Below are 25951 nucleotides of genomic sequence, written 5' to 3' on the forward strand. Positions count from 1 at the left end.
GAGATCTCGGATCCCCTCTTTGCGGGTTGCCTCTGGCACGTATCGTGAGTGCTTGCGGACCGTACGCATCCAGAACGGGACGTAACGCGAACGGAATTGAGCAGCCGGGCGGCCGGGGGAGGCATCGTGGACGAATATGCGGGACGGGTACTCGCCGATCGCTACCGCCTGCCGCTGCCGCCGTCCGATGAGTTCGAACTCACCGAGATCCGGGCCTTCGACACCTACAGCGGGCAGGAAGTCCTGGTCAGGCAGGTGCCGTTGCCCGAGGTCGTCGAGGCCGAGGTGCTCGACGCGGACGGGCTGCCGGACGGGTTCGTGGCGCGGGACGGGCGTCGGGCGCGAGGGGCTGACGCGCGGTCCACGGCCACGCGCCGGCCCAGCGAGCCGGCCGTACGGCGTGCGATCGAGGCCGCGCAGGCCGCCGCGTCCATTCCTGATCACCCACGGCTCGACCAGGTCTTCGACGTGTTCGCCGAGGGCGGCTCGCTCTGGATAGTGAGTGAACTGGTGTCGGCCAGGTCGCTGGCGTCGCTGCTCGCCGAGAAACCGCTGACGCCGTACCGCGCGGCCGAGGTCGCCGCCGATGTCCTCATGGCACTGCGCGTGCTGCACGCCCACGGCTGGGTGCACCGCAACATCACCGAGCGCACGGTGCTGGTCTGCGACGACGGGCGCGTGATGCTCACCGGGCTCGCGGCCGGGGCGGCGGAAGAGGCGCTGTGCGGGTACGACCCGGTGCCCGGCCCCGGTCCAGCTTCTGGCCCCGGTGCAGGTCCAGGTCCAGGTCCTGGTCCCGGTTCCGGGTCTCTCCGGGAGGGGCCGGGGGCCGTGAAGAGCGGTGGGTACGGGCAGCCGGCCCGTTTGTCGGGTGGGCAGGGCGTACAGGACGTACAGGATCGGCAGGGCTTGCCCGTCGGGGCCGGGTACTCCGGGGGGTACGGGGTTTCCGGAGCGGATCCTGAGGCTGCTCGGCGTGCCGCCATCGAGGCGCGTGCCACCGAAGGGGCGCCCGGGGCAGGCCCCGAGGGGAGTGGCGGAGGCTCCGCCGGGGGCGAGCGGCGGGCGTTGGAGACCGGTGGGGACATCAGGGCGGCGCGGGCCGGAGCGATCGCCGCGTATCGGGCGGGTGCTCGGGCCGCGGCCCGGGTTCAGGAGGCCGAGCAGGGCGGGCGCGCCGCGCTGCCCGGTGCCCGGCCTTCGATCGAGGCCGGCGGTGACTCCGGGGTGGAGCGTGCCCCGGCCGGTTCGCCTCCGGGGCAGATCGCCGACCCGTACGGCGTGAGTGCGCCCGCTTCCTGGCACGGGGCGGCGCCTCGTACCGGAGCCGGCGCTGTTCCCGCCGCTACTCCCGCGCCCGCGACAGGGCTTGCCGGGACAGGACGTACGGCCCTGCCCGCCGGAGGGAACGGCGCCGCGACGAACGGTGTCGCCGACAGCGTCCCGTACCCGCACTCGCGCTCCCATCCGCACCTTCAGCCTCAGCCCGGCCCCCAGGACCAGCCTCAGCCCGCCGACCGCGTCCCCGCGCATCCTCCGGGCCGCTGGGACGACGTGGTCGCCGCGGGTGCTCCCCGGCGTGGGCCCGCCACCGCGCTGGCCGCCGAGCGGGCGCGGCAGGCGCGGATGGCTGTCGTCGGGGCGGTGACCGAGCGTTGGGCGCCGGAGCAGGCCGGGCCCGTGCACGAGAACTGGCAGCTGGCGCCGCCCATCGGGCCCTCGACCGACCTGTGGGCGTTGGGCGCGCTGCTCTTCAGGGCCGTACAGGGGCATGCGCCCTACCCGGAGGAGTCGACGGCCGAACTGGTGCAGCTGGTGTGTGCCGAGCCGCCCGCCTTCGCGGAGGAGTGCGGGCCGCTGCGGCCCGTCGTGGAGTCGCTGCTGCGCCAGGACCCCACCGAGCGGCTCGACTTCGAGGAACTGAGCGGCTGGCTGCGCTCCCTCGTCCGGTCGGCGCCGGAGCCGGAGGCCGGTGCGCACGTCATAGCGGCGCCGCCCACCGATCCGCGCCGGCTGCCGATCGTGCGGCGCCGGGGCGAGCTGGTGCGAAGGCGCCGGGCAGGCCTGCCCGCGACCGGTCCGCACGGCCGGCACAAGCGGGCCAGGCAGGAACAGTCGGCGCCGCGCAAGCTGGGCCGCAATCTGCTCCTCCTGATACTGCTGGCACTGGCCGCGGCGATCGCGTACGCCATGTACTTCATGCCGAAGGCCGGCAGCAGCCCGGAAGGCGGCGAGCGGACGGGCTCCGCCGGGGAGGTCAGTCCGGCGCCGGAGCAGTCGGCCGACAATCCGGACGCGAGCAGCGAGCCGCGGCCCGAGCAGACCTCGCCCGACAGCGGAGCGGGCAACAGCCCGGCTCCGTCGGACGGTTCGTCCGGTACACAGACGACCACCGGGCCCGATGCCGCCGCCGGCTTCACCGTGCGCGCCGACCCGGCGGGCTTCCGCGTCGCCGTGGCCAACGGCTGGGACCGGGCGGCCAAGAACGGTCGCGGCCAAGTCGTGTACTCGCACGGCGCGTTCGAGCTCATCGTCGTACCGGGCCGGGACACCACGCAGGAGTACGGCTCCGATCCGATGGCGTACCAGCGGGAGCGGGAGTACGAGTTGCAGCCGTTCCGCGACTCGACCTGGGCCACGTCCAGCGGGATGCGGACTGTCGAGGTGGGCGGACGGACCATGGCCGAGGGGCAGTTCACCTGGCAGAACAGCTCCGGCAGTGAAGTGTTCGTACGCAATCTCGCGATCGTTGTCGACGGGCGCTATCACGTGGTCCAGATGCGTGGCCCGGAGGCCGAGCGGGACGAGGTGACCCGGCTGTACGAACAGGCGGCGGCGACCTATCAGTTCACCGGCTGACGGGACCGTTCACCGCCGGCCGGACAGGTCCTCGGCTGACCGGACGGGTCATCGGATGACCTCGGGGGCAGACCGGGCGGGCAGAACGGTCACAGGGCTGTCTCTGTAGAGGCTCTGCGGTTCCCTCCGCCGGGGGCGGTATTTAGTCTTGCCCCTGTCAAGAGCATTGCGGGGAGACGTGAATCAGATGCACGGCCTGCTTCTCGCGGGCCGCTACCGGCTCGTGGACGTCATCGGCAGCGGTGGCATGGGCCGGGTGTGGCGTGCGCACGATGAGCTGTTGCACCGTGCTGTCGCCATCAAGGAGTTGACGGCCGCGCTGTACGTGTCCGAGAGCGACCAGGCCATCCTGCTCGCCCGTACCCGGGCCGAGGCGCGCGCTGCGGCGCGGATCAACCACCCCGCTGTCGTCACCCTGCACGACGTACTCGAACACGACGGCCGGCCGTGGATCGTGATGGAACTCGTCGAGGGCAACTCGCTTGCCGACGAGGTCAAGGACGCCGGCCGCGTCGAGCCGCGCGAGGCCGCCAGGGTCGGGCTGTGGGTGCTGCGCGCACTGCGCGCCGCGCACGCCGCCGGTGTACTGCACCGGGACGTCAAACCCGGCAACGTCCTCCTCTCCCCGGACGGCCGCGTCCTGCTCACCGACTTCGGCATCGCCCAGGTCGACGGGGACACCGCCATCACCCGTACGGGAGAGATCGTCGGCTCGGTCGACTACCTCGCCCCGGAACGGCTGCGCGGCGAGGACCCGGGGCCGTCCTCCGACCTGTGGGCGCTCGGCGCCACGCTGTACACGGCCGTCGAGGGCAGATCCCCGTTCCGACGCACCTCCCCGCTGACCACGATGCAGGCCGTCGTCGAGGACGAGCCCGCCGAGCCGCGGTACGCCGGTGTACTGGCGCCCGTCATCACGGCCCTCCTCCTCAAGGATCCCGCCGTACGGCCCTCGGCGGCCGAGGCCGAGGAGATGCTCGCGGAGGCGGCGGAGGGACGGCGGCCCCGCGCGGCACAGGAGTACGTGCCGACGCTTCATGTGGGGTCGGCGATGGCACCTGCGGTCGGGGACGTCGGGACCTTCCGTATATTCGCCTCGCCGCCGTCGGCGGATGTCCCCTCCGGTACGCCCGACAGCGGCGGCGCCACGCCGTCGCCGGGGGCCGTGAGCCCGGCTGCCCCGGCCGGTCCGCGCCGCCGGGGGTGGACGATCGCCCTCGTCGCCGCTCTGGTCGTGCTCGTCGGCGGGGCCGGGGCCGTCGCGCTGCACAAGTGGGACCCGGCTTCGACGGAGGCCGGTACCGCCCCCTCCGGCGCTCCCTCGGCCACTCCGTCCGCCACCCCCTCGGTCACTCCTTCCGCCTCGGCCTCCGCGTTGGACGACGCCGGTGGGCAGCCCTCCCCGCTGCCGGAGGACTGGGTGGTCGTCGACGATCCGGCCGGTTTCAGCCTCTCCCTGCCCAAGGGGTGGACCAGGCAGGTCGAGGGCCAGCAGATCGACTACACACCCGACGGCGGCGAGCGCTTCGTCCGTATCGCCGTCGACAGGTCCCCGGACTTCGCCGACCCCTACCTCCACCTGCTCGACCTGGAGCAGCAGCTCAAGAGGCTCAGCGAATACCGGCGGGTGAGCCTGGAGCCGAACGTCTACCGTGACCGCAAGGGTGCGCTCTGGGACTTCACCTGGACGGCGCTGGCGAAGGACTCGGAGTTCCCGGGGCCGCGGCGGGCCATCGAGCAGGCGTATCTCGGCCGGGACGGCGCCGAGTACCTGATCTACATGTCCGCTCCGGCGGCCGACTGGGCGACCGCGCGCGAGCAGTTCACGGCGATCCTGCGCGGATGGCGCCCGAACTCCGGCTGACAACGCCCCCCCAACTCTCCGCAAGCCGCACGCCCTGGTAGGGCGGTTGTCGGTCATCCGCTGCTCGCGGCCCCGGAGCCCCGCCCTCCGTTGCGGCATGATGAGGCTCATGGGGACCGAGGGGGACAGCTTCCGCGTGATCGCCGGGCGGTACCGCCTGGAGGCGAGGATCGGCCGGGGCGGCATGGGTGTCGTCTGGCGGGCGACCGACCTGCTGCTCGAACGGCGGGTCGCGGTCAAGGAGCTGACGCAGGACACCTCCCTCTCGACGGACGAGGCCCGGCTGCGGCGCGACCGCACCCTGCGCGAGGCGCGCGCGGTCGCCCAGTTGAGCCACCCGCACATCATCGTCGTCCACGATGTCGTCGAGGACGACGAACGCCCTTACATCGTCATGGAGTTGATCGACGGCAGCTCGCTCGCCGACCGGGTCTCCGGGCGCGGCCCCGTCGACGCCGAGGAGGCCGCCCGGATCGGCATCGCCCTGCTCGGCGCGCTGGGCACGGCCCATGCCGCCGGTGTCCTGCACCGGGACATCAAGCCCGCGAACGTACTCCTGGAGGACGGCACCGACCGGATCGTGCTCACCGACTTCGGTATCGCCCAGGTCGCGGGCGCGACCACGCTCACCGAGAGCGGTTCCTTCGTCGGCTCGCCCGAGTACACCGCGCCCGAGCGGATGTCCGGGGTCAGGACCGGACCGGAGTCCGACCTGTGGTCGCTCGGCGCGCTGCTCTGCACGGCCCTGAGCGGCGAATCGCCGTTCCGCCGCGACTCGTTGGGCGGCATCCTGCACGCCGTGGTGATCGACGAGGTACGGCCACCGGCGCAGGCCGCGCCGCTCCTGCCCGTCGTACGGGGGCTGCTTGAGCGCGATCCCGAGCGGCGCCTCGACGCGGCGGAGGCGGAACGGATGCTGCGGACGTTCCGGGCGACCGGACGTACGCCCAAGCTGTCGGCCGGCTACACGCCGACCCAGCGCAACGAGACACACGGCCGGGAGTCGGGGCCTACCTCTCGTACCCCTTCTCCTCGTACGGGGGACCAGCCGGCGCGGCCGTCCGGGCGGGCCGTGCTCGTCGCCGCGGTGCTGGTCGCGGCGATGGCCGGGGCGGGGGTGTCCGCGGCGGCGCTGCTGATGAACTCGGACGGCCCCGGGGGTGAGGAGCCGAAGCACACGGCGACCGTGTCGGGGACGGCGACGGTGTCGTCCAGTCCCCGTACGACCCTGCCTTCGCCCAGCGCTTCACCCGTCCCTCCTTCCCGGACGGTTCCGTCCGGCTATCGCCTCGCTCAGGATCCGCGTGGTTTCTCGCTCGCCGTTCCGGAGGAGTTCACGCGGGCCGAGCAGGGGGAGCGGGTCTTCTACCAGTCGCCGGGGGCGGTCTTCCGGCTCGGGATCAGGGTCGTCGACCCCGAACCGGGCGGCCCGCTCGGGGTGATGAAGCGGGCGGACGCCAACGGGCCCTCCTCGAACCCCGGTTACCGCGACGGACGGGTCACCGAGACCACGCAGGCCCAACAGGCCGCCGCGCTCTGGGAGTTCACCTGGGACGGGTTCAGCGCGGCCGAGGGTCCGCGGCACACGTACGACCTGTGCTGGGAGGAGGGCGGGCGGATGTACGACGTGTGGGTGTCGGCGCCCGTCGGCAAGGTGCGGGAGGCGAAGGAGTACTTCGATGTCGCCGTGAACACGTTCGTCACGGGTGTGTGACCGGAAAGCGCTGGAGGTGGCTGAAGCACGTCGGGTCGCGGTATGGATGGACCCATGAGCAGCAACGGGGGAGCCCCTTACGGTCCTGACGAGCCCACGAGTTTCGGTCTGCAACCGCCACGTCCGCCGGTCGCCGTCCCGCACCCAGGGAACCCGTACGCCGCGCCCACCCAGGTGGTGGCAGCGGTGGACGCGCCGACGGACCACGGCACCGGCCGCCTCATAGCCGGTCGTTACCGTCTGCTCGGCAAGCTCGGACACGGTGGCATGGGTACCGTGTGGCGGGCCAAGGACGAGACCGTGGACCGCGAGGTCGCCGTCAAGGAGCCGCGCGTCCCGGACCATCTTCCCGAACGGGAACGTGAGAACGCCTTCGAGCGGATGCGCCGCGAGGCACGAGCCGCCGCCCGGCTCGACCACCCGTCCGTGGTGACCGTGCATGACGTGGCCGTCGTGGACGGCCGGCCGTGGATCGTGATGGAGCTGGTCCAGGGGCGCTCCCTGGGCGACGCGCTCCAGGAGGGCACCCTCGGGGCGCGCGAGGCGGCCCGCATCGGCCTCGAAGTCCTCGGCGCGCTGGAGGCCGCGCACGCGGCGGGCATCCTGCACCGGGACGTGAAGCCCGACAACGTCCTGCTCGGCCGGCACGGCCGGGTCGTCCTCACCGACTTCGGTATCGCCCAGATCGAGGGCGAGACGAGCCTCACGGACACCGGCGGCTTCGTCGGATCGCCCGAATACATAGCGCCCGAACGGGTGTTGGGCCAGCGCCCCGGCCCCGCGAGCGACCTGTGGTCCCTGGGCGTCGTGCTGTACGCGGCCACGGAGGGCGTCTCACCGTTCCGCCGCAGCAACACACCGGCCACCCTCCAGTCGGTCCTCAACTCCACGCCCGCCGCGCCCGCTTCGGCACCGGGCCCGCTCGCCGAGGCTGTCAACGGGCTCCTCGACAAGGACCCCTCCCGCCGCCCGGACGCCGCCCGTCTGCGCCCCCTCCTGGAGGAGGCCGCCCGCCCGGCGCCCCCGGCACCGACGCAGGTCGCAGCAGTCGACCGGGCCGCGCCGAGAAAGGGCGTCCAGGTCGGCCGCAGAGCCCTGTTCGCGCTCGGCGCGCTGGTCGTCGCCGCTGCGGTGACGGCGTACCTGGTGATCGCCGATCCGTTCGCGGGGCCGCTGCCGGACGGCTGGAAGAAGCGGGCGCACCCGAAGCTGGGCGTGACGCTGGCCGTCCCCGTGGACTACCAGGCACGCAGACCGGGCGCGCAGGACACGGACAAGAACTGGGTCACGTACGCCGACTGGAGCGGCGGTATCTGGGTCGGCCTGACCCTCACGAAGAAGGCGCAGGACACCTCGAACCAGATCAAGAACTCCGCGGCGGCCGAAATGTACGCCGACAACGAGGAGTTCAAGAACAGCGGCAGCTACGAACTGTCGATGCCCGTGGGGCCCGACACCGCCCCCGAGGTGACGAAGTACAAGGGGAAGCAGGCGGCCCGCAACACGATCGCCTACGAGACCACCGACAGCCCGAACCGGCGCCCCCGCGAGCTGGAGATCTTCTACTACAAGAACTCCGCCGGGGACATGTACAAGCTGACGATCAGTTACCCGGGCAAGGGCGATTTCACGGAACGCGGCCGTGAAGTGGCGAAGGCGGCGATCAAGAACCTGGACATCGACAGGCCCTAGCTACCGCCCTAGCTATCGCCCTGGATACCGGTCCGGATACCGGGGAGACGTCCGAGGCCCGCCTTGAGGAGGCCGGCCTTCCCGGTTCTTCCCACCCGCAGGGCGAACCCGCCGCCGGGACGGGAGACCGGCTTCGCGTACCAAAGTCCGCTGCGGCACCACCACTTGGTCGCGGCCAGCCCCTTCGGCAGTGGCGGCAGGGGCAACACCCGCTCCCCGAGCCGTAGTTCGCCGCTCCATACCCCCGGCTCCAGCTTGGCCACGGGCACGCTGACGGTGAACTGTTGGCCGTGCGGGGGCCGTACGGCCAAAAAGACCGCCGTCGCACCCTCCGTGCTGCTCAGGTGCACGGCCAGCGCCCCGCGCGGGCAGGCGCCGAGCGTGCAGCGGCCGGTGACCAGCAGCTCGGTGGGCCGGCCGGCGTGCCAGCGGATGCCCCCGAACGTGAGCCGCTTCAGTACCGGGTGCTTCCGCTCGCCGAGGTCGATCGTGTAGTTGCCGTACGGGACGGTGGTGTAGAGGGTGACGGCGCGCCGGCCGCGTACCGTCTCCGTGATCCGCACGTCGGGGCGGCCGGACAGCCGTCCGGCCCGGCTGCTGCCGATGCGCACCTCGCGCGCCAGCCCCTGGGCGCCCACCGCGAGGGAGATGTCCCACAGCCCGTCGTCGAGGGGCGAGCCGTCGGCGGCGGTGTCGATGTCGACGGCCGCCTCGAACCCGGCCTTCTCGTACGAGTACCGGCCCTCGTCCTCGTCGGCGCCGATACCCGGGGACACGGTGTGCGTGACGGGCAGCCGGTACTCCGTCCCGGACTCCCGCTCGCGCAGGACGAGTTCGGTGGTGACGTCGTCGGTCTCCACCTGGCGCAGATAGGCGTGCCCGGCCAACAGCACCCGGGTGCCGCGCAGTTCGGCCCGTGAGACGTGGTGCCGTATCTCGATCTCTCTGGCCGCGTTGAGGGGCACCGTCATCGTCACGTTCTCCAAAAAGTGCGAAGTGCGAACTATGAATGCGCGCGCCGCAATCGGGTAGGCGTGCCGACTGGCACGTGAAGATACCGTGACCTGTTCGTGCCTTCAAGGTAAGAGCACCGTGATCTCCCTGCTCAGCAGGGTGAGCCGGGTCACTCTCGAATGCCCGCTTTGTTCCTCTCGCGCACGGCCGTAATACAAACTCTGCTAAAACGTCGGCATGGGCATGGACATGGGCATGGAGTTGTACGGGCGTGCGCATGCCCGGCAGCGATGGGCGGCGCGCGGCGCGCTCGGGGCCGCCGGGCTGGCCGTCCTGCTGCCGATCGGGTACGCGGGCATGGGCAGCCTGCTGCTCGCGGTGGTCGGAGTCGGCGGGGCCGTGCTCACCGCCGCCGCCCTGTGGTGGGCGCTCGCCCGGCGCGGACTCGTCCGGGCCGCGGCGGCCGTGCTCGCCGTCGCCACCCCCGTCGGCGTGATAGCCCTCTTCGCCGCCGCCAACCTGCTGGGGCCGGCGATCGCCTCGCTCGCCCTGTGGGGCATCGCCGTATGGGCCGGGAAAACCGCGCTGAGCAGCACCGGCTCCCATGTCGTGCCGGTCCGCGAGTACGAGTCGCCCGCGCCCGTCCGCCCCTTCCTCGTCATGAATCCGCGCTCCGGCGCCGGCAAGGTCGACCGGTTCGCGCTGCGCGAGAAGGCGGAACGGCTCGGCGCCCGCGTCCACCTTCTCGACCCTGACAAGCCGGAACCCGAGGACGTCGTCGCGCTGGCCCGGGAGGCCGTCGCGGCCGGCGCGGATCTGCTCGGCGTGGCCGGCGGCGACGGCACCCAGGCCCTCGTCGCGGGCGTCGCCGCCGCACACGGGCTCCCCTTCCTGGTGGTGTCCGCCGGTACCCGCAACCACTTCGCCATGGACCTCGGCCTCGACCGCGACGACCCGGCGGCCTGCCTCGACGCCCTCACGGACCGGGGCGGCGTGGAAATGCGCGTCGACCTCGGCTTCCTCGACACCTCCACGGGCGGTACGACCGACAGCCGCCCCTTCGTCAACAACGCCTCCTTCGGCGCGTACGCGGCGATCGTGCAGAGCCCCGCCTACCGCGACGACAAGGTCGGCACCACCCTGGGTCTGCTGCCCGAGCTGCTCTCCTACGAGCGCGGCGCGACGCTGACCGCACGGGCGTACCCGCAGTCGGAAGCACAGGACGGGGAAACGGTCGTCCACGCGCCGCAGGCCGTGCTGGTCAGCAACAACCGCTACCGCATGGACGATCTGATCGGCGTCGGCCGCCGAGAGCGCCTCGACGCCGGTGTCCTCGGGGTGCTCGGCATCAAGGTGGAGGACGCGGCCCAGGCCGCCGAACTGCTGCTCGGCACGTACGCCACCGGCCTGACAGCCGTCACCGCCCGCGAGGTCGTCATCGAGGCCGACCGGCCCGAGATCGAGGTCGGCCTTGACGGCGAGGCCCTCCTCCTGCCCACGCCCGTCCGCTGCCGCGTCGAACCGGGCGCCCTGCGCGTCCGCGTCCCCCGCCACCGGCCCGGCGTTCCCGCACCCACGCCCCCCATGGACTGGCGGCGGCTGCGCAAGCTCGCGGCGACGGTGGGACGTACGGCACTGCCTCGCCGTACGACGGACGCTCTGAACCGGCGTCGACAAGCGTCGTCCTCGCACGGTAGTGATGGGGTATGAGCAACAGAGGGGAAGGCGGGGGAACCCAGGACGGGCCGGGCCGGCTGGTCGGTGGCCGGTACCGGCTGACCGAGCGCATCGGTTCCGGCGGCATGGGCACGGTGTGGCGGGCCCGGGACGAGCTCGTCGAGCGGGAGGTCGCCGTCAAGCAGCCGAGGCTGCCCGGGGACCCGCAGGACGCCGCCCATCAGCGGATCGCCCACCGTCTCCACCGGGAGGTGCGGGCCGCGGCGCGGGTCGACCATCCGTCCGCCGTCTCCGTCCACGATGTCGTCGTCGAGGACGGACTCCCCTGGATCGTCATGGAGTTGGTGCGCGGCGAGTCCCTGCACGAGGTGCTCCAGCGCGGCGCCCTCAAGCCCGCGGAGTCCGCGCGCATCGGCCTCGCGGTGGTCGGCGCGCTGCGCGCCGCGCACTCCGTCGGGATCGTCCACCGGGACGTGAAGCCCGCCAACGTCCTGATCGGGCAGCACGGCCGGGTCGTCCTGACCGACTTCGGCATCGCCCACATCATGGGCGAGGAATCCCTCACGATGAGCGGGGAGTTCGTCGGCTCCCTCGAGTTCATCGCCCCCGAACGCATGTCGGGCAAGGGCGCCGGCCCGTCCTCCGACCTGTGGTCGCTCGGTGTCCTCCTCTACGCGGCCGTCGAGGGCTGGTCCCCCTTCCGCCGTACGACCCTGGAGTCCACGCTCGCCGCGATCCTCGCCGCCGAGCCGGTCAAGCCCCAACAGGCGGGCCCGCTCGGCCCGTTACTCGTACGGCTCCTGGTGAAGGACCCCGCCGAGCGCCCCGACGCGGACGAGGTCACGGCGGCCCTGGAAGCGGTGGCGAAGGGCTGGCCGCTCCCGAAGGCCCAGGAACGCGGTGAGGTGACGGAGTCTCAGGATGCCTCTGGTATAAGGGAGTTCGCGGACGACGCGGGGACGGTACGGCTGAAGGCTGACGGCCCGGCGCCCGTTTCCGTGCCTGAGTCCGGGTCTGTTGTTTCCGCGCCCGTTTCCGGGGCCGCCTCCGTCCCCGCTGCCCTGCCCGTCTCCGGGGCGGACACACCGGCGCCCGGCACACCCGTACCCGTGCCGTCCCCCGAAACCCGCCCCGCCTCGCTGCCCGCCCCGAAACCGACGCGTCGCCGCCGCCCCCTGCGCACGGCCCTCGTGGCCCTGGGAGTCGCCGGCGCGCTCGTGGCCGTGGGCATGGTGTTCGAGGGGACGATCGTCGAGACCACCGGCCAAGACACGGCGGTCGCGGGAGGGGAGCCGCACGGCACCCCGAACGCCGGACCGACCTCGGTCCCCGCGCCGACCGAGGCCCTCCCCACCCTCGGCAGCTGGCTGGCCCACGAGGAGAAGGACCTGAAGGCGGTCCTCGCCCTCCCCCGCCAGTACGTCCGCTTCCACGAGCAGGGCGACATCGACGACCAGCCCCGGATGGCGATCTACGACAACGACGAGGCCATCCAGGTCCGCCTCACCCTGTGGGACAAGGCCCCCCGCTCGCCCCTGGGGCAGGCGCAGAAGGCCGCCGAGATCTGGTCGGGATACGGCGAGTCGCGCACCCAGTACACCGACACGACCGTCGACGGCTACGAGGCCGTCCAGGCCGACACCACGTACGACACCGAGGGCAGGCTCGTCCGGGTCATGCAGGTGGAGATCCTGACCGGCGACGGCAGGCTGTACGAGCTGCGCGTCGACATGCCCAAGGGGACGGCGAACGAGAAGCGCGGCATGGAAGTCTTCAAGGGGGCGCGCGACCAGCTCGACATCGGGCAGTAGCGAGCCAGAGGCGATCGGCCAACGCCCTGATCAGCGGATTCGTTGCCAGCGCTCACTGGCGGCATGCGCGCTCGATGTGCGTACTCGGTGAATCCGGGTTACCCATGGGTACCCAAAGCCTCCGAGTCCGTCATACGCTGCGGCTCATGACGGACTCGCAGGCCCCGGTAAAGCCCGGCACCGACGCCCCCACCGGCACGAACCCCCTGGCCCTCGCGCCCACAGGCGCCCGCACCGCCGCGGACGTGGTCACGCCCGAGCTGGTCGCCCAGCTCACCAAGGGTGTCGTCGGCTCCGGCCGCACCGCCAACCACACCCCGTTCACCGGCGAGAAGCTGGCCGACCTGCCCGAGTCCACCCCCGCGGACGTGGAGAAGGCGTACGAGCGGGCCCGCGTGGCCCAGGCCGTCTGGGAGCAGACCCCGGTACGGCAGCGCGCCGCCGTGCTGCTCCGCTTCCACGACCTGGTGCTCGAACGCCAGGCCGAGGTGCTCGACCTCATCCAGCTGGAGACCGGCAAGGCCCGCCTCCACGCCCACGAGGAGGTCCAGGCCGTCGCCGTGGTCGCCCGCCACTACGGCCGCACGGCTCCCCGGTACCTGAAGCCGAAGCGGCACGCCGGCGCGATGCCCGTCCTCACTAAGGTCACCGAACTGCGCCACGCGCGCGGCGTGGTCGGCCAGATCGCCCCCTGGAACTACCCCCTCGAACTCTCCGTCGGCGACGCGCTCCCGGCCTTCGTGGCGGGCAACGCGGTGGTGATGAAGCCGGACACGGAGACCTGCCTGACGGCCCTCTGGGCCCGGGACCTCCTCATCGAGGCCGGGCTGCCCGCCGATGCCTTCCAGGTCGTCCTCGGCGAGGGCCCGGTCGTCGGCCCCGAGGTCGTCAAGCACGCCGACTACGTCTCCTTCACCGGCTCCACCCGCACCGGCCGCGAGGTCGCGCAGAGCGCCGCCGCGCGCCTGGTCGGGGTGACGCTCGAACTCGGCGGCAAGAACGCCATGCTGGTCCTGGAGGACGCCGACATCGAGAAGGCGGCGGCGGGCGCGGTCCGCTCCTGCTTCTCCTCCGCCGGCCAACTCTGCGTCTCCATCGAGCGGTTGTACGTCCACGAGTCGATCGCGGACGCGTTCGTCGAGCGCTTCGCGGCCCGTACGAAGGCGATGCGGCTCGGGACGTCCCTGGCGTACGGCGCCGACATGGGCTCGCTGGCCGGCGAGAGCCAGCTGGCGGCGGTGACGCGGCACGTCGACGAGGCGGTCGCAAAGGGCGCGAAGGTCGTCGCGGGCGGCACGGCCCGTCCGGACGTCGGCCCGTACTTCTACGAGCCGACCATCCTCGACGGCGTCGAGACCCCGATGGCCGTCTGCTCGGAGGAGACCTTCGGCCCGGTCGTCTCCATCTACCGCTTCAAGACGGACGACGAGGCGGTGGCCCTCGCCAACTCGACCCCGTACGGCCTGAATTCCTCGGTCTGGACGAAGAGCGCCGCCCGCGGCCACGCTGTGGCCGCCCGCGTGCGCTGCGGCACGGTCAACGTCAACGAGGGCTACGCGGCCGCGTACGGCAGCGTCCAGTCGCCCATGGGCGGCATGAAGGACTCCGGCCTCGGCCGCCGCCACGGCTCCGAGGGCATCCTCAAGTTCACCGAGGCCCAGACGGTCGCCCAGCAGCGCCTGCTGCCGCTGGCCCCGGCGCTGGGCATGGACGACGAGAAGTACGCGGAGTTCATGAGCAGGAGCCTGCGGGTCATGAAGGCACTCAGGCTGCGCTGAGCAGGTTCCTGTTCTCAACGAAGAGAGCAAACGAGGAGAGCACGTGTCCGACGACCACGCCTACGACTACGACGTCATCGTCGTCGGTTCAGGTTTCGGCGGCTCCGTCACCGCCCTGCGCCTCACCGAGAAGGGGTACCGGGTGGGCGTACTGGAAGCGGGCCGCCGCTTCACCCCCGCCACGCTCCCCAAGAACTCCTGGGACCTGAAGAACTACCTCTGGGCGCCCAGGCTCGGCATGTACGGCCTCCAGCGCATCCATCTGCTGGGCAGCGTGATGGTGTTGGCGGGCGCGGGTGTCGGCGGCGGTTCGCTGAACTACGCCAACACCCTCTACGTACCGCCGAAGCCGTTCTTCGACGACCCCCAGTGGCGTGACATCACGGACTGGCAGGAGGAGCTGAGCCCGTACTACGACCAGGCCCGGCGCATGCTCGGCGTACGGCTCAACCCGACGACGACGCCGTCCGACGTCCACCTCAAGGCGGCGGCCGAGCGGATGGGCGTGGGCGACACCTACCATCTGGCGCCGGTGGGCGTCTTCTTCGGAGACGGCGCGGACGGAGAGGGAGAGGGGCGCGGGGTGAAGGCGGCGCCGGGGGAGGAGGTCCCGGATCCGTACTTCGGCGGTGCCGGGCCCGCCCGCAAGGCGTGCACCGAGTGCGGTGAGTGCATGACGGGCTGCCGGCACGGTGCGAAGAACAACCTCAACGAGAACTACCTCTACCTGGCAGAGAAGGCGGGCGCGGTCGTCCACCCCCTGACGACGGTCGTGTCCGTCACGGACGACTCACGCGGCGGCTACGCGGTCGCCACGCTCCCGACGGACCGCAGGCGGAAGGGCAAGGGGCGTACCTTCACGGCCCCGCGCCTGGTCCTCGCGGCCGGCACGTACGGCACCCAGACCCTGCTGCACCGGATGAAGGCGGGCGGTCAACTCCCTTACCTCTCCGACCGGTTGGGCGAGCTGACCCGTACCAACTCGGAGGCGCTGGTCGGCGCCCAGACCGACAACCGCCGCTACCGCAGGGCGACCGGCGAGGCGAAGGTCGACTTCACGCGCGGGGTCGCCATCACGTCCTCGTTCCATCCCGACGAGAACACCCACATCGAGCCGGTCCGCTACGGCAAGGGCTCGAACTCGATGGGCGGCATGTCGATCGTCCAAGTCCCGTACGCGGAAGGCTCGTCCAGGGTTCTCGGCTGGCTGGCGAACGCGGCACGCCACCCGACGCTGGTCCTCCGCTCGATCTCCAACCGCCGCTGGTCGGAACGGACCATCATCGCCCTGGTGATGCAGTCCCTGGACAACTCCCTGACCACCTACCTGAAGCCGAAGGGCGCGGGCAAAGGCCTGCTGACGGCCCGTCAGGGCCACGGCGCCCCCAACCCCAAGCAGATCAGGGCGGCGACGGAGAGCGCGTCGGCCATCGCCGCCGAGATCAACGGCTTCGCCGGCAGCAACGTGGGCGAGCTGATGGGCATGCCGCTGACCGCCCACTTCCTCGGCGGCTGTCCGATCGGCGACTCACGGGAGACGGGGGTGATCGACCCGTACCACCGCCTCTACGGCCACCCCGGCATCTCGGTGGTCGACGGCGCCGCGGTCTCCGCGAACCTGGGCGTCAACCCGTCCCTCACGATCACCGCCCAGGCCGAACGCGCGATGTCGTACTGGCCCAACAGCGGCGAGACGGACCCGCGTCCGGCGCAGGGTGCCGCATACGAGCGTCTGCGGCCCGTCGAGCCGAAGGCACCGGCGGTCCCGGCGGAGGCGTTCGGCGCGCTGCGGCTGCCGTTCCTGGGGATACCGACGGTGCCGAAGAAGCTGTCGTAGCGGCCGTACGGAGAAGCACACGTAATGAAGCCCACGTAATTAAGAGAAGGACCCGCGCCCCCCTCCGAGCGCAGGTCCTTCTCTTGTTCTTGCGGAGGCGGACTACGCCTCGGTGCCCGCCTTCCGGCGACGCATCGCGAACACCGCGCCCGCACCGGCGACGATGGCGACACCGCCGACGAGGCCGATCATCGGCAGGGCGGAACTGGAGCCGGTCTCGGCGAGGTTGCCGGTCGGCAGGTCGGAGACGCTGCCCTGGGGCTTCTGGACCGAGTCCTTGGGGTCGTTGTCGCTCGGCGTCGCCGTACCCGGGTCGGTGTTCGAGGAGCCGGCCTTCAGGACCTCGAAGTCGTACTGGGCCCAGCCCTCGGCGATGCAGTCCTGGCCGTCGACGTTGTCGACGTAGGCGCCGGAACCGAAGGAGTAGGCGTCACCCGCGGGGGCCTTGGCGTCGATGCTGACGCGCAGGTCGACGGACTTGCTCGCCCCGGCCTTCAGCTTCTCGACGTAGAAGAAGTAGTCGCCGGCCCACTCGTCGTCGCCGATCCGGTCCCACTTGCCGGTCTCGGGGTTCTTGAACTCCAGGTCGACGTACGGGCTCAGGAACTTGGCCTCGTCGAGCTCGTAGTTCTCGACCTCGGCGTAGAAGGCGACGCCCTTGAGGTCGGCCTTCGAGTCGTTCTTGACGACCAGCTCGAACGGGTGGAAGCCGTCGCCCGCGACGATCTTGCCCGGCAGGCCCTTGATGTCCGCGGACACCTGGGCGTTGCTGTAGTCCTCGTCCAGGTCCTCGCAGAACGGGACGTCCGGATCCGTCGGCTCCTCGCTGGGCTCGGCCGAGGTCGAGGCGGAGGCCGACGGGGAGGCGGAGTCGGACGGGGAGGACGAGGCGGACACACTCGTGCTCGCGCTCGGCGAAGTGCTGGAGGACGGCACGTCGGACGGCTTGGCCGTGTCGGACGCCGGCGGGTCCGAGGGGGTCGCCGGCGCGGTGTCGGTCGGGGACTGCGAGGGGATCTCCGTGACGACCGTCTCCGTCGGCGACGCCGAGGGTGACTCGGTGGCGAACGCGGCGGGCGCGGACAGCAGAGCCAGCGGGGCTATGACAGCCGTCGCCGCTGCTGCGGCCATGGCACGGCGAAGCTTCATAAAGACCTCAAGACCTTCAGGACGTCCAGGCGCGGGCCACGGATGTGGCTCCTGGTTCTGAACGTGTGACATGCGACAGCTGTGAATGGTTGCTCTTCCCTCACAGGAAACTTATGTGTGCTGGGTCACATGTGGCTGGCCCGGGGGTTTTGGGCGGGCGCGGTTGTGGATCCGCTTCCTGATCGCCTAGAAATATCCCTCGTGTCTGACAACCAGTCCGGCGGGAAGCCGTCCGAAGAGCCCGAGCTGTCGGTTCCCGACGACATATGGGAGCAGTTCGCCCGCGACTCCGAGCGTAACATCCGTGCCTCCGCGCAGAAGGAACCGTCCGCGCGGGCGCGCATGGTCACCGAACGGCTGCGCCAGCAGGACGCGCGCGGCGAACAGCCCGCGGGCTGGCGCACCGACCCCGCCCGGCAGCGGGCGAACGACCGGGCGGCCAGGCGCCGTCGCCTGTGGGCGGTGGTCGGCGTGCCCCTGGCGATCGCCGTCGCCGTGGTGGCCATGAAGCCGTCGCTGCTCCCGGGCGACCCCTTCGGCTCCGCCCCGTCGGACGGAACCTCCGACGCCTCGCCGCTGCCCGACGAGACGGCCGCGCCGTCCGCGGCGCCCTCGGCGGTGGACCCGGATGTCCCGACCCTCGCCAGGCCGTTCGCCGGATCACCCGCAGAGCAGTACTCCGACGGCGCGGCCGGAATCGTCCTGCCGCCGGCCAGGGCTGTGGGCTCGTTGTCGAAGGCCCAGGTGGAAGGGGCGCTGCGGCTGACCAAGCAGCTCCTGGTCGACGCGAACCTCAACCCGGCCACCCTGCGCGGCGGACGTCCCGAAGCAGCGCTCAAAGTGATCGACCCCGCCCAGAAGGACCTGCTCGGTCTGCTGAACACCGGCCTGCGCACACCGGACGAAAAGCGTGATCCGCTGTGGATGTTCAGCCGGTTCGACCCCGCCGAGGTGCGCCCGGCCGGTGACGTGATCAAGACCCGCGGACGGATGACGTTCGAGGCGGGCGAACGCGGCACCGTCGTCGTCCGCGCGGATTACACCTTCGTCTACCCCGTGGTGCACGCCGAGGCGGGCGCGACCGAGGTGGCCCGCACCATCGTGCGCCGGGTTCTCGACACCGAGCTCTACGACCCGGCCAAGTACCAGGTCGCTCCCGGGACGGTCGGCGTCGTGCGTTACGACAGTTCGATCGGCAACTCGGCCTGCGACGTGTTCGACGGCTATCTCCACCCGAACTTCGACTCGGACGTCGCCCCCGAGGGCGCCGACCCCACCGGCCCCACCATCGACCCCTACGACCGCAGCGGCGAAGTGGACGACGGCAGCTGCGGGACCGTCACGCGTTCGTGAGTCGCCCCGCCGGGCACGGCAAAGGGCCCCGCGGGGCGGAGCCGCGGGGCCCTTCTCCGTCAGCACCGGCGTCAGGGCAGCGCCGGTGCCTGGGGGAGGCGGCGCCGGGGGGTTGCGCCGCATGTTGGTCTGTACCCACCGGTCGGCGCCCCGGCGTACAGGGGGCGCACGCTTGGTCTCGACCAATGGAAGTCAGGGATCACAAGTCAATGCAGTTGCCTGCTAAAGGACTTGGGGTTGTTCTTGCATCGTGCTGGAAGGTCACGGAGTACGCAACCTTTTGACCCGGCCTTGTACTTTTTGATCCTGCTCTTTACCGGCCGGCCGACCCCGGGCGTCCCCGGCGCCGACCGTTCTCCGGGGTGACCGGACTGCTGTCCCCTGCCGTCCGGTCACAACCCTGGAGCCACGCGTGGTGTGTACGGGCCCGCCCCTGGCTGACACGGACACCGGTACCAACGAAGACCCAGCACGACGGTCACGCGCCGCAGGGGGTGAGACGGCGCCCGAACTCAGTTGCGACCTCAGATCCGGCCCCGGCACAGCTCCAGCAGGGTCATCGCGAGAGAGGTCCCGGGCTTGCCCAGCGCGTCCCTGTAGTGGCTGAGGATGTCCATCTCCCGGGACAGGTTCACGCGCCGCCCGCCGGAGGCGATCCGTGTCTCCTGGATCACGGCGGACACGGCCATCCGTTCCTGGATGAGACCGATGATCCGGTCGTCCAGCGCGTCGATGCGCTCACGTGCGCCGGTGATCACGTCGGGGGTCTGGCCGGCGTCGGTGATGGTCATTCGGGGCTCCTCGTCGGGTGGGAACGGGTGAGATCGGGTGGAGGAGACACCCCGGTCCGGCGGGCCCGGAAACGTCAGACGCCCCGGGCCTTGTCGGCCCGGGGCGCCTGGGAAGTCGCTTGTCAGTTGCTCAAGCAGCACGACCATGGCAGCCGGGGGGCCGGTTGCCATAGGTAAAGAGGAAGGTCGGGTGCGTGAGCATGGGGGTCAGTATGGCATGGCGTGGTGGGGCGCCCTTTTGTCCGACCGAGACGGGTGGTGGGTGGGCGCAGGTCCGGGGGTCTGGGGGCGGAGCCCCCAGGAGACGGCACGGTGTCCCACGACCACCCCGGTAGAATCGCCCCCACAAGACCCCGCCCAACCGCCGGAAGGCCCCCGTGTCAGCAGCGACCCCCGCCCCCGACACCGTCCTGGTCGTCGACTTCGGTGCGCAGTACGCCCAGCTCATCGCCCGCCGAGTCCGCGAGGCCCGGGTCTACAGCGAGATCGTGCCGAGCACGATGCCGGTCGAGGAGATGCTCGCCAAGAACCCGGCGGCGATCATCCTCTCCGGCGGCCCCTCGTCGGTGTACGCGGAGGGCGCCCCCAGCGTCGACCGCGCCCTCTTCGAGGCCGGCGTCCCCGTCTTCGGCATGTGCTACGGCTTCCAGCTGATGGCGACCACCCTCGGCGGCACGGTCGACAACAGCGGAGCCCGCGAGTACGGCCGTACGCAGATGGCCGTCACCAAGCCGTCCTCCACCCTCTTCGAGGGCACCCCGGACGGCCAGTCGGTGTGGATGTCGCACGGCGACGCCTGCTCCGCCGCCCCCGAGGGCTTCTCGGTCACCGCGTCCACGGACGTCGTCCCGGTCGCCGCCTTCGAGAACGACGAGAAGAAGCTGTACGGGGTCCAGTACCACCCCGAGGTCATGCACTCCACGCACGGCCAGCAGGTACTCGAACACTTCCTGTACCGGGGCGCGGGCCTGGCCCCGTCCTGGACCACCGGCAACGTCATCGAAGAACAGGTCGCGCTGATCCGCGAGCAGGTCGGCGACAAGCGCGCCGTCTGCGGCCTCTCCGGCGGCGTGGACTCGGCGGTCGCCGCAGCCCTCGTACAGAAGGCCATCGGCTCCCAGCTGACCTGCGTCTACGTCGACCACGGGCTGATGCGCAAGGGCGAGACGGAGCAGGTCGAGAAGGACTTCGTCGCCTCGACCGGCGTCACGCTGAAGGTCGTCGACGCCGAGGAGCGGTTCCTGAACGCGCTCGCCGGGGTCTCCGACCCCGAGGAGAAGCGGAAGATCATCGGGCGCGAGTTCATCCGCGTCTTCGAACAGGCACAGGCCGAGATCATCGCCGACGAGGGTCCCGAGGTCGCCTTCCTGGTGCAGGGCACCCTCTACCCCGACGTGGTCGAGTCCGGCGGCGGCACCGGCACCGCCAACATCAAGTCCCACCACAACGTGGGCGGGCTGCCCGAAGACCTGGAGTTCGAGCTCATCGAGCCGCTGCGCCAGCTCTTCAAGGACGAGGTCCGGATGGTCGGCCAGGAACTGGGCCTGCCGGAGGAGATCGTCCAGCGCCAGCCGTTCCCCGGCCCCGGCCTCGGTATCCGGATCGTCGGCGAGGTCACCAAGGACCGCCTCGACCTCCTCCGCGAGGCCGACGCCATCGCCCGCGAGGAACTGACCGCCGCCGGCCTCGACCGCGACATCTGGCAGTGCCCGGTGGTCCTCCTCGCGGACGTGCGCAGCGTCGGCGTCCAGGGCGACGGCCGTACGTACGGCCACCCGATCGTCCTGCGCCCGGTCTCCTCCGAGGACGCGATGACCGCCGACTGGTCCCGCCTCCCGTACGAGGTCCTGGCGAAGATCTCGACCCGCATCACGAACGAGGTCGCGGACGTCAACCGCGTCGTCCTCGATGTGACCAGCAAGCCCCCGGGGACGATCGAGTGGGAGTAGGCCCCGAGTGGGAGTAGGCCCTATGCGCGCCTGACCGTGCGCAGGGGCTCTCCGGGCTGCCAGATCTGGACGACCAGGTACTTCTCGTCCTCGACGTAGGTCCTCACGACCTCCGTCAGCTCGGTACGGAAGAGGTGGAACGGCTCCGGCGGTTCCACCTTTTCGGTGTACGCGGCCTTGGCCGCCGGGTCCTCCACCTCGTACGCCCGCCCGCTGATCCGTACATCGCCCCCGCCCATCTCCGTCCCCGGGCCGGGGTTCGCCTGGAGAGCGAAGCGGGGGTCGCGGTGCAGGTCCCGTGCCTTGAGCGAGTCCGGCATCATCGCGAGCCACAACTCGCCGTGCAGGAACCGGATTTCGAGGCCCGTGGTGCGCGGCGAGCCGTCCTTGCGGAGGGTGGCGAGCGTGTGGTGGGTGAAGGCGCCGAAGCGCTCTTCGACGGTTGTGGCCAGGTCGGGTTCCGTGGTGGTGAATACTGCCCAGTTCATGGAACCGAGTCTGCCGTGGATACCGGACATCTATTGACGTGTATTCGACGGTATCTCTTTGCAAACATCCCTGTTCTCCTGCGCGGACCGACGGTAACTTCCGCTCCGTAAAGGAACCCAGTGCTGGAGGACCTATGCACGGGCCCACGCCGCCCCTGCCGCCGCTGCCCACCGACCAGCTGCAGTTCGCGATGCCGCCCATGTACGAATCGCTCGACGACGAGCGCAGACACCGCAAGGAACGGCTGGCCGGCGCGCTGAGGCTGTTCGGCCGGCTCGGCTTCGAGGACGGTGTCTCGGGGCACATCACCGCGCGCGACCCGGAGTACAGCGACTGTTTCTGGGTGAACCCGTTCGGGATGCCCTTCAAGCACGTCACCGTGAGCGACCTCGTCCTGGCCAACCAGGACGGCCAGGTCATCGAGGGCCGCTACCACATCAACCAGGCCGCCTTCACGGTGCACGCCCAGGTGCACGCCGCCCGCCCGGACGTCGTCGCCGTCGCCCACTGCCACTCGGTGCACGGCCGCGCCCTCTCCACCCTCGGCGCCCTCCTCGACCCGATCACCCAGGAGAGCTGCGCCTTCTACGAGGACCACGCGCTCTACGACACCTACACGGGCGTGGCCGTCGATGCCGACGAGGGCCGGCGGATCGCGTCCGCCCTCGGCTCCCGCAAGGCCCTCGTCCTGCGCAACCACGGGCTGCTCACGGTGGGCTGCTCGGTGGACGCGGCGGCCTGGTGGTTCCTGTCGATGGAACGGTCGAGCCAGGTGCAGCTCACCGCACGGGCGGCGGGCCGGCCCATCCTGATCGACCACAAGCAGGCGGTCGCCACCCGGGAGCAGCTCGGCGGGGACCTGGTCGCGTGGATCAACTACCAGCCACTGTGGCAGGACATCAGCAGGAGCGAGCCGGATCTGCTGAGCTGACGGCTCAGAAACCCCGGAGGACCGCGGCCTTGGTGGCCGTGAACTCCTCGTCCGTGAGCACACCCTCGCGGTGCAGCGCGCCCAACTCCCGGAGCCTGCGCAGCAGTACGTCGTGATGGTCGGACTGCGGCGGGATCGCGGGCGCGAGCCCGGGCCGCTCCGCGTGGTCGACCGCGCGGGTGGAGGGATGCGGCAGCCGGGCGGTGACCGCGGCCGCGACGAGCGCCGTGAGCAGGTCGCGACGGGTGCTGCCCCAGAGGTCGAGGGCGTACGGGTCCTTCTCCGGCGGCAGCTTGGAGAACACCGTCCCGTGGGTCACGAAGCGCAGGAAGCCGTCCTCGTAGCCGGAGTTGGGCAGCCAGTCGACCTGGACGAGATCGTGCGTGGAGATGATCCGGGGGCCGGTGGCCCGCTTTATCCGGTCGGCGGTGTCGGCCCAGTCGATGCGCACCTGCGTACCGTCGAACGACACCATGCCGTCGCTGGACCGCACCGACACCGGCACGGGCGGGCCCGGCAGCAGATACGCCTTCGCCGGCTCCTTGGGAACCTGGTCCAGGAGCAGGGCGTGGCGGATCTCCTCGGCGACGTACTCGGCGACGCCGGACCGGTCGATGTCCACGCTCAGCCGGTACGGGTCCGCCGCGTCCGGCAGCCGTCCGCCGGTCGCCTGGAGCAGCGGGTCGGCGCCCTCGCGGAGTCTCAGGCGCAGCCGTCCGCGCTTGCGTTCGGGTTCGTAGACGATGCCCGCGACGGCCTCCAGAGGCACGGCGACCTCGCCGTACGTCTGCCGGAACAGCGGCACGGAACGGTGGAGCCCCGGCGTGATCCGGACCGTGCTGCCGTCGAAGGCCCAGGCCCCGTCCCGCTGGATGATCTCGGCCATACGCAAATTCTCGCAGCCGGGTCAACACGGGGGTCGCGCTTTCACTCGCCCTTTCCCCTGCCCGGGCCGACCTGCCGTACACGGGGGGTGTTACGTAGGGCACAATTCGCTGTCGTCGTCGGGGACTTGTACGGCGGTCAGCTGTGCGGTTCGGGTGTGCGGTTCGGGTGGCGATCCGCTGGGGTGGTTCAGCATCGGGTGCGGGAAGGCAGGCGTCGGGCGTGGCGGTGCAGGAGGCTAGGCAAGGTGTGCTGCCCGGGGACCACGGGGGTGGCTGCACCTGCGGGGACTGCCCGCACGGGGCGCGTACGGGGCACCGGCGCGCGGTCGCCGAGTTCCTCCTCATGCGGGACGGTTTCGCGGCCGGGCACGGGCTGCCGGCCGCGGTGGCCCATTCGGCCTCGGCCTCCCGCCAGTGGGTCTCGGACGAACTGACCCAGTCCGCGGCGATCGTCGCCGAGCGGGGCCGGGCCGAGGGCGAGGTGTGGCTCGTACGGCTGTGGCGCCGGACGGCCTTCACGGTGTGGGCGCTGATCGGCGTCCTGCTGCTCGTGCAGGCACTCACCGCGATCGGGGCGGGCTGGACGTCCGCGCGGACCGCCGGACTGGTGGCCGCGGTACTGGTCGGCGGTGCGCTGACCGCCGCGTCCTGGTTCCACCGGGCGCGGGGCGGGGCGCTGGCGCCCCTGATCGGCGAGGACAACCGGCTGTCGACGTCCCGTGTGGTGGCGGCGGGCTGGGTCGTGTTCGTGGCGTACGCCGTCCTCGTGCTGGTGGGCCGGCTGGCGGCGGCCTCCGGCCACGAGCAACGCGACGCGCTGATCGCCGGCCTCGACCTCGCCCGGGGCGCGGGCGTCGTGACCGTCCTCGCGGTGGTGTGCGCGATCGCTGTGCTGGTCCGCAGGGTCGTCGGCCTGCGCGTCCTCGGCCAACGCCTCCAGAAGGTACGCGCGGACCGACCCCGCGCCGCCGACCTCCTGACGGACGACGCGGGCCGCGGCACCTTCGCGGACATCCAGTACGTGATGATCGGCACGGTCGCTCTCCTCTTCGCGGTCGTACGGCTGGCCCGGCGCCCGGATCAGCTGCCGGACCTGCCGTGGGGGCTGGCGGTGGTGGTGCTGGTGTCGGCGGCGACCTATGTGGCCGGCAAGTACGCGGAGGGCGGCCGACCGGTGATCCTTTCGGTGGTCCGGTCCCGGGAGGCGGGCGACCTGGACGGCCCCATCCGCACCGGCGACGACATCGAGATCCGCGGCGCCGGCTTCGTGCCCCCGGGCGCGGGAACCGCCGACCGGCTGTCCCGCATGGTCGTCCGCATCGGCCCGGTCCACGTCCACGTCCCCCTCGTCCCGGTACCCGGCGGCTTCAGCAACCCCCGCGACGAGGTACTGACGGTGCCGGTACCGGCGGACGTGGAGCCGGGCCGGGTGGAGGTCCAGGTGGTGACCGCCGCGGGCGTGGAGACGAACCGGTGCGTGATCGACGTGACGGACTGAGGGACTGACGTGCTGACGGGTTGCCATCCGACTGAGGGTCCGGCGCCCGACCGAGGGCTCCGCACCCAGACATAAGCCCGAAAAATGGCCGACTGGTAGTGAGCGAGGTCACGCTGTCGTACGTATCGTCTGTTGAGGGGTCAACGTACGGCGGGCGAGAGGCGGCTAGGGGCGATGACTCACAGCACTCGTACGGACACGCATCCTCCATATCGCGACGGCGACCGGGACTGGCGGGACGCCGCCACTCGCTACGCCCTGCTGCCCCTGCGCGTCTTCCTGGGCGTCACCTTCATCTACGCCGGCCTGGACAAACTCACCGACAGCTCCTTCTTCACCGACTCCGGGTCAGGCTCGGTCGGTGATCTGATGCGCACGGTCCGGGACTCCTCCGCGATCCCGGCCCTGGTGGACCTCGCCCTCAAGAACCCCGCCGGTTTCGGCTACGCCATCGCCATCGGCGAACTGGCCGTCGGCATCGGCACACTGCTCGGACTGCTCGCCCGGCTGGCTGCCGTCGGCGGCGCGCTGATCTCCCTCAGCCTCTGGCTGACGGTGAGCTGGGCCTCCGACCCGTATTACTACGGCAATGATCTTCCCTACCTGATGGCCTGGCTCCCCCTGGTCCTCGCAGGCGCCTCCGTCTTCTCCGTGGACGCCGCCCTGCGGGCACGACGGCGACAGCGGGCCGGGGGGTATCGATAGTCGTCGAGGGTCG

General features: G+C 71.4%; 18 protein-coding genes. 13 read left to right on the forward strand and 5 right to left on the reverse strand.

What is annotated here, in order from left to right; all coding sequences use genetic code 11:
* Window positions 1–126: 126 nt before the first annotated feature.
* The 4 genes from ACH4TV_RS25995 to ACH4TV_RS26010 all read left to right on the forward strand — a co-directional run bounded on the left by ACH4TV_RS25995 (window position 127) and on the right by ACH4TV_RS26010 (window position 8129).
* The gene (locus tag ACH4TV_RS25995) at window positions 127–2859 is read left to right on the forward strand and encodes a protein kinase (protein ID WP_398402029.1); all 2733 of its coding nucleotides are present in this window, start codon (window positions 127–129) and stop codon (window positions 2857–2859) included.
* 187 nt (window positions 2860–3046) lie between these two features.
* Window positions 3047–4723 (forward strand): protein kinase, encoded by a 1677-nt coding sequence (locus ACH4TV_RS26000; RefSeq protein ID WP_398402342.1) that lies wholly within the window; start codon window positions 3047–3049, stop codon window positions 4721–4723.
* 109 nt (window positions 4724–4832) lie between these two features.
* Window positions 4833–6437 (forward strand): serine/threonine-protein kinase, encoded by a 1605-nt coding sequence (locus ACH4TV_RS26005; RefSeq protein ID WP_398402031.1) that lies wholly within the window; start codon window positions 4833–4835, stop codon window positions 6435–6437.
* 54 nt (window positions 6438–6491) lie between these two features.
* The gene (locus ACH4TV_RS26010; protein ID WP_398402034.1) at window positions 6492–8129 is read left to right on the forward strand and encodes a serine/threonine-protein kinase; all 1638 of its coding nucleotides are present in this window, start codon (window positions 6492–6494) and stop codon (window positions 8127–8129) included.
* An 8-nt stretch (window positions 8130–8137) separates the two neighbouring features.
* On the opposite strand, the gene ACH4TV_RS26015 is transcribed toward ACH4TV_RS26010, so the two are convergent.
* Complete coding sequence (locus ACH4TV_RS26015) at window positions 8138–9100, reverse strand: hypothetical protein (RefSeq protein ID WP_398402036.1); 963 nt, start codon at window positions 9098–9100, stop codon at window positions 8138–8140.
* Window positions 9101–9332: 232 nt separating this feature from the next.
* Here ACH4TV_RS26015 and ACH4TV_RS26020 point away from each other — a divergent pair, with 232 nt between their 5' ends.
* From ACH4TV_RS26020 to ACH4TV_RS26035, 4 genes are all read left to right on the forward strand, one after another.
* Window positions 9333–10793 carry a diacylglycerol/lipid kinase family protein gene (locus ACH4TV_RS26020; protein ID WP_398402344.1) on the forward strand — a complete coding sequence of 487 codons (1461 nt, stop codon included), beginning with the start codon at window positions 9333–9335 and terminating at the stop codon, window positions 10791–10793.
* Complete coding sequence (locus ACH4TV_RS26025) at window positions 10790–12571, forward strand: protein kinase (protein WP_398402038.1); 1782 nt, start codon at window positions 10790–10792, stop codon at window positions 12569–12571. The genes ACH4TV_RS26020 and ACH4TV_RS26025 overlap by 4 nt, the downstream gene beginning before the upstream one ends.
* 146 nt (window positions 12572–12717) lie before the next feature.
* Window positions 12718–14349, forward strand: coding sequence for a succinic semialdehyde dehydrogenase (locus ACH4TV_RS26030; RefSeq protein ID WP_398402040.1), 1632 nt, complete (start codon window positions 12718–12720; stop codon window positions 14347–14349).
* Window positions 14350–14392: 43 nt separating this feature from the next.
* Window positions 14393–16186, forward strand: a complete 1794-nt coding sequence (locus ACH4TV_RS26035) for a GMC oxidoreductase (protein ID WP_398402042.1) — start codon at window positions 14393–14395, stop codon at window positions 16184–16186.
* 102 nt (window positions 16187–16288) lie between these two features.
* Here ACH4TV_RS26035 and ACH4TV_RS26040 read toward each other — a convergent pair whose 3' ends face one another.
* Window positions 16289–17335: an LAETG motif-containing sortase-dependent surface protein gene (locus tag ACH4TV_RS26040; protein WP_398402044.1), complete on the reverse strand. Its 1047-nt coding sequence runs from the start codon at window positions 17333–17335 to the stop codon at window positions 16289–16291.
* 201 nt (window positions 17336–17536) lie between these two features.
* Between ACH4TV_RS26040 and ACH4TV_RS26045 the strand changes: the two genes are divergently transcribed.
* Window positions 17537–18688, forward strand: a complete 1152-nt coding sequence (locus tag ACH4TV_RS26045; RefSeq protein ID WP_398402046.1) for a hypothetical protein — start codon at window positions 17537–17539, stop codon at window positions 18686–18688.
* Between the two features lie 524 nt (window positions 18689–19212).
* On the opposite strand, the gene ACH4TV_RS26050 is transcribed toward ACH4TV_RS26045, so the two are convergent.
* Window positions 19213–19479 carry a chorismate mutase gene (locus ACH4TV_RS26050; protein WP_398402048.1) on the reverse strand — a complete coding sequence of 89 codons (267 nt, stop codon included), beginning with the start codon at window positions 19477–19479 and terminating at the stop codon, window positions 19213–19215.
* 377 nt (window positions 19480–19856) lie between these two features.
* On the opposite strand from ACH4TV_RS26050, the gene guaA reads away from it, so the two are divergent.
* Window positions 19857–21428 (forward strand): glutamine-hydrolyzing GMP synthase, encoded by a 1572-nt coding sequence (guaA, locus tag ACH4TV_RS26055; protein WP_398402050.1) that lies wholly within the window; start codon window positions 19857–19859, stop codon window positions 21426–21428.
* 20 nt (window positions 21429–21448) lie between these two features.
* On the opposite strand, the gene ACH4TV_RS26060 is transcribed toward guaA, so the two are convergent.
* Window positions 21449–21916 (reverse strand): pyridoxamine 5'-phosphate oxidase family protein, encoded by a 468-nt coding sequence (locus tag ACH4TV_RS26060; RefSeq protein WP_398402052.1) that lies wholly within the window; start codon window positions 21914–21916, stop codon window positions 21449–21451.
* A 134-nt stretch (window positions 21917–22050) separates the two neighbouring features.
* Between ACH4TV_RS26060 and ACH4TV_RS26065 the strand changes: the two genes are divergently transcribed.
* Window positions 22051–22848, forward strand: a complete 798-nt coding sequence (locus tag ACH4TV_RS26065; RefSeq protein ID WP_398402054.1) for a class II aldolase/adducin family protein — start codon at window positions 22051–22053, stop codon at window positions 22846–22848.
* A gap of 4 nt (window positions 22849–22852) precedes the next feature.
* On the opposite strand, the gene ACH4TV_RS26070 is transcribed toward ACH4TV_RS26065, so the two are convergent.
* A complete protein-coding gene (locus ACH4TV_RS26070) occupies window positions 22853–23734 on the reverse strand; it encodes a DUF4429 domain-containing protein (protein ID WP_398402056.1) in 882 nt (293 codons plus the stop codon).
* A gap of 221 nt (window positions 23735–23955) precedes the next feature.
* Between ACH4TV_RS26070 and ACH4TV_RS26075 the strand changes: the two genes are divergently transcribed.
* Together ACH4TV_RS26075 and ACH4TV_RS26080 are read left to right on the forward strand one after the other, a co-directional pair.
* Window positions 23956–25233, forward strand: coding sequence for a hypothetical protein (locus tag ACH4TV_RS26075; RefSeq protein ID WP_398402058.1), 1278 nt, complete (start codon window positions 23956–23958; stop codon window positions 25231–25233).
* 174 nt (window positions 25234–25407) lie between these two features.
* Entirely contained in the window at window positions 25408–25938 is a 531-nt protein-coding gene (locus ACH4TV_RS26080) for a DoxX family protein (protein WP_398402060.1), read from the forward strand.
* Window positions 25939–25951 lie beyond the last annotated feature (13 nt).

The organism is Streptomyces sp. NPDC020898 (genome assembly GCF_044333925.1).
Classification (GTDB): Bacteria; Actinomycetota; Actinomycetes; order Streptomycetales; family Streptomycetaceae; genus Streptomyces.

Coding starts and splice junctions, on each gene's coding strand:
- ACH4TV_RS26000 (WP_398402342.1), top strand. CDS start 3,047: ATGCACGGCCTGCTTCTCGCGGGCCGCTACCGGCTCGTGGACGTCATC.
- ACH4TV_RS26005 (WP_398402031.1), top strand. CDS start 4,833: ATGGGGACCGAGGGGGACAGCTTCCGCGTGATCGCCGGGCGGTACCGC.
- ACH4TV_RS26010 (WP_398402034.1), top strand. CDS start 6,492: ATGAGCAGCAACGGGGGAGCCCCTTACGGTCCTGACGAGCCCACGAGT.
- ACH4TV_RS26015 (WP_398402036.1), bottom strand. CDS start 9,100: ATGACGGTGCCCCTCAACGCGGCCAGAGAGATCGAGATACGGCACCAC.
- ACH4TV_RS26020 (WP_398402344.1), top strand. CDS start 9,333: ATGGGCATGGAGTTGTACGGGCGTGCGCATGCCCGGCAGCGATGGGCG.
- ACH4TV_RS26025 (WP_398402038.1), top strand. CDS start 10,790: ATGAGCAACAGAGGGGAAGGCGGGGGAACCCAGGACGGGCCGGGCCGG.
- ACH4TV_RS26030 (WP_398402040.1), top strand. CDS start 12,718: ATGACGGACTCGCAGGCCCCGGTAAAGCCCGGCACCGACGCCCCCACC.
- ACH4TV_RS26040 (WP_398402044.1), bottom strand. CDS start 17,335: ATGAAGCTTCGCCGTGCCATGGCCGCAGCAGCGGCGACGGCTGTCATA.
- ACH4TV_RS26050 (WP_398402048.1), bottom strand. CDS start 19,479: ATGACCATCACCGACGCCGGCCAGACCCCCGACGTGATCACCGGCGCA.
- ACH4TV_RS26060 (WP_398402052.1), bottom strand. CDS start 21,916: ATGAACTGGGCAGTATTCACCACCACGGAACCCGACCTGGCCACAACC.
- ACH4TV_RS26065 (WP_398402054.1), top strand. CDS start 22,051: ATGCACGGGCCCACGCCGCCCCTGCCGCCGCTGCCCACCGACCAGCTG.
- ACH4TV_RS26070 (WP_398402056.1), bottom strand. CDS start 23,734: ATGGCCGAGATCATCCAGCGGGACGGGGCCTGGGCCTTCGACGGCAGC.
- ACH4TV_RS26080 (WP_398402060.1), top strand. CDS start 25,408: ATGACTCACAGCACTCGTACGGACACGCATCCTCCATATCGCGACGGC.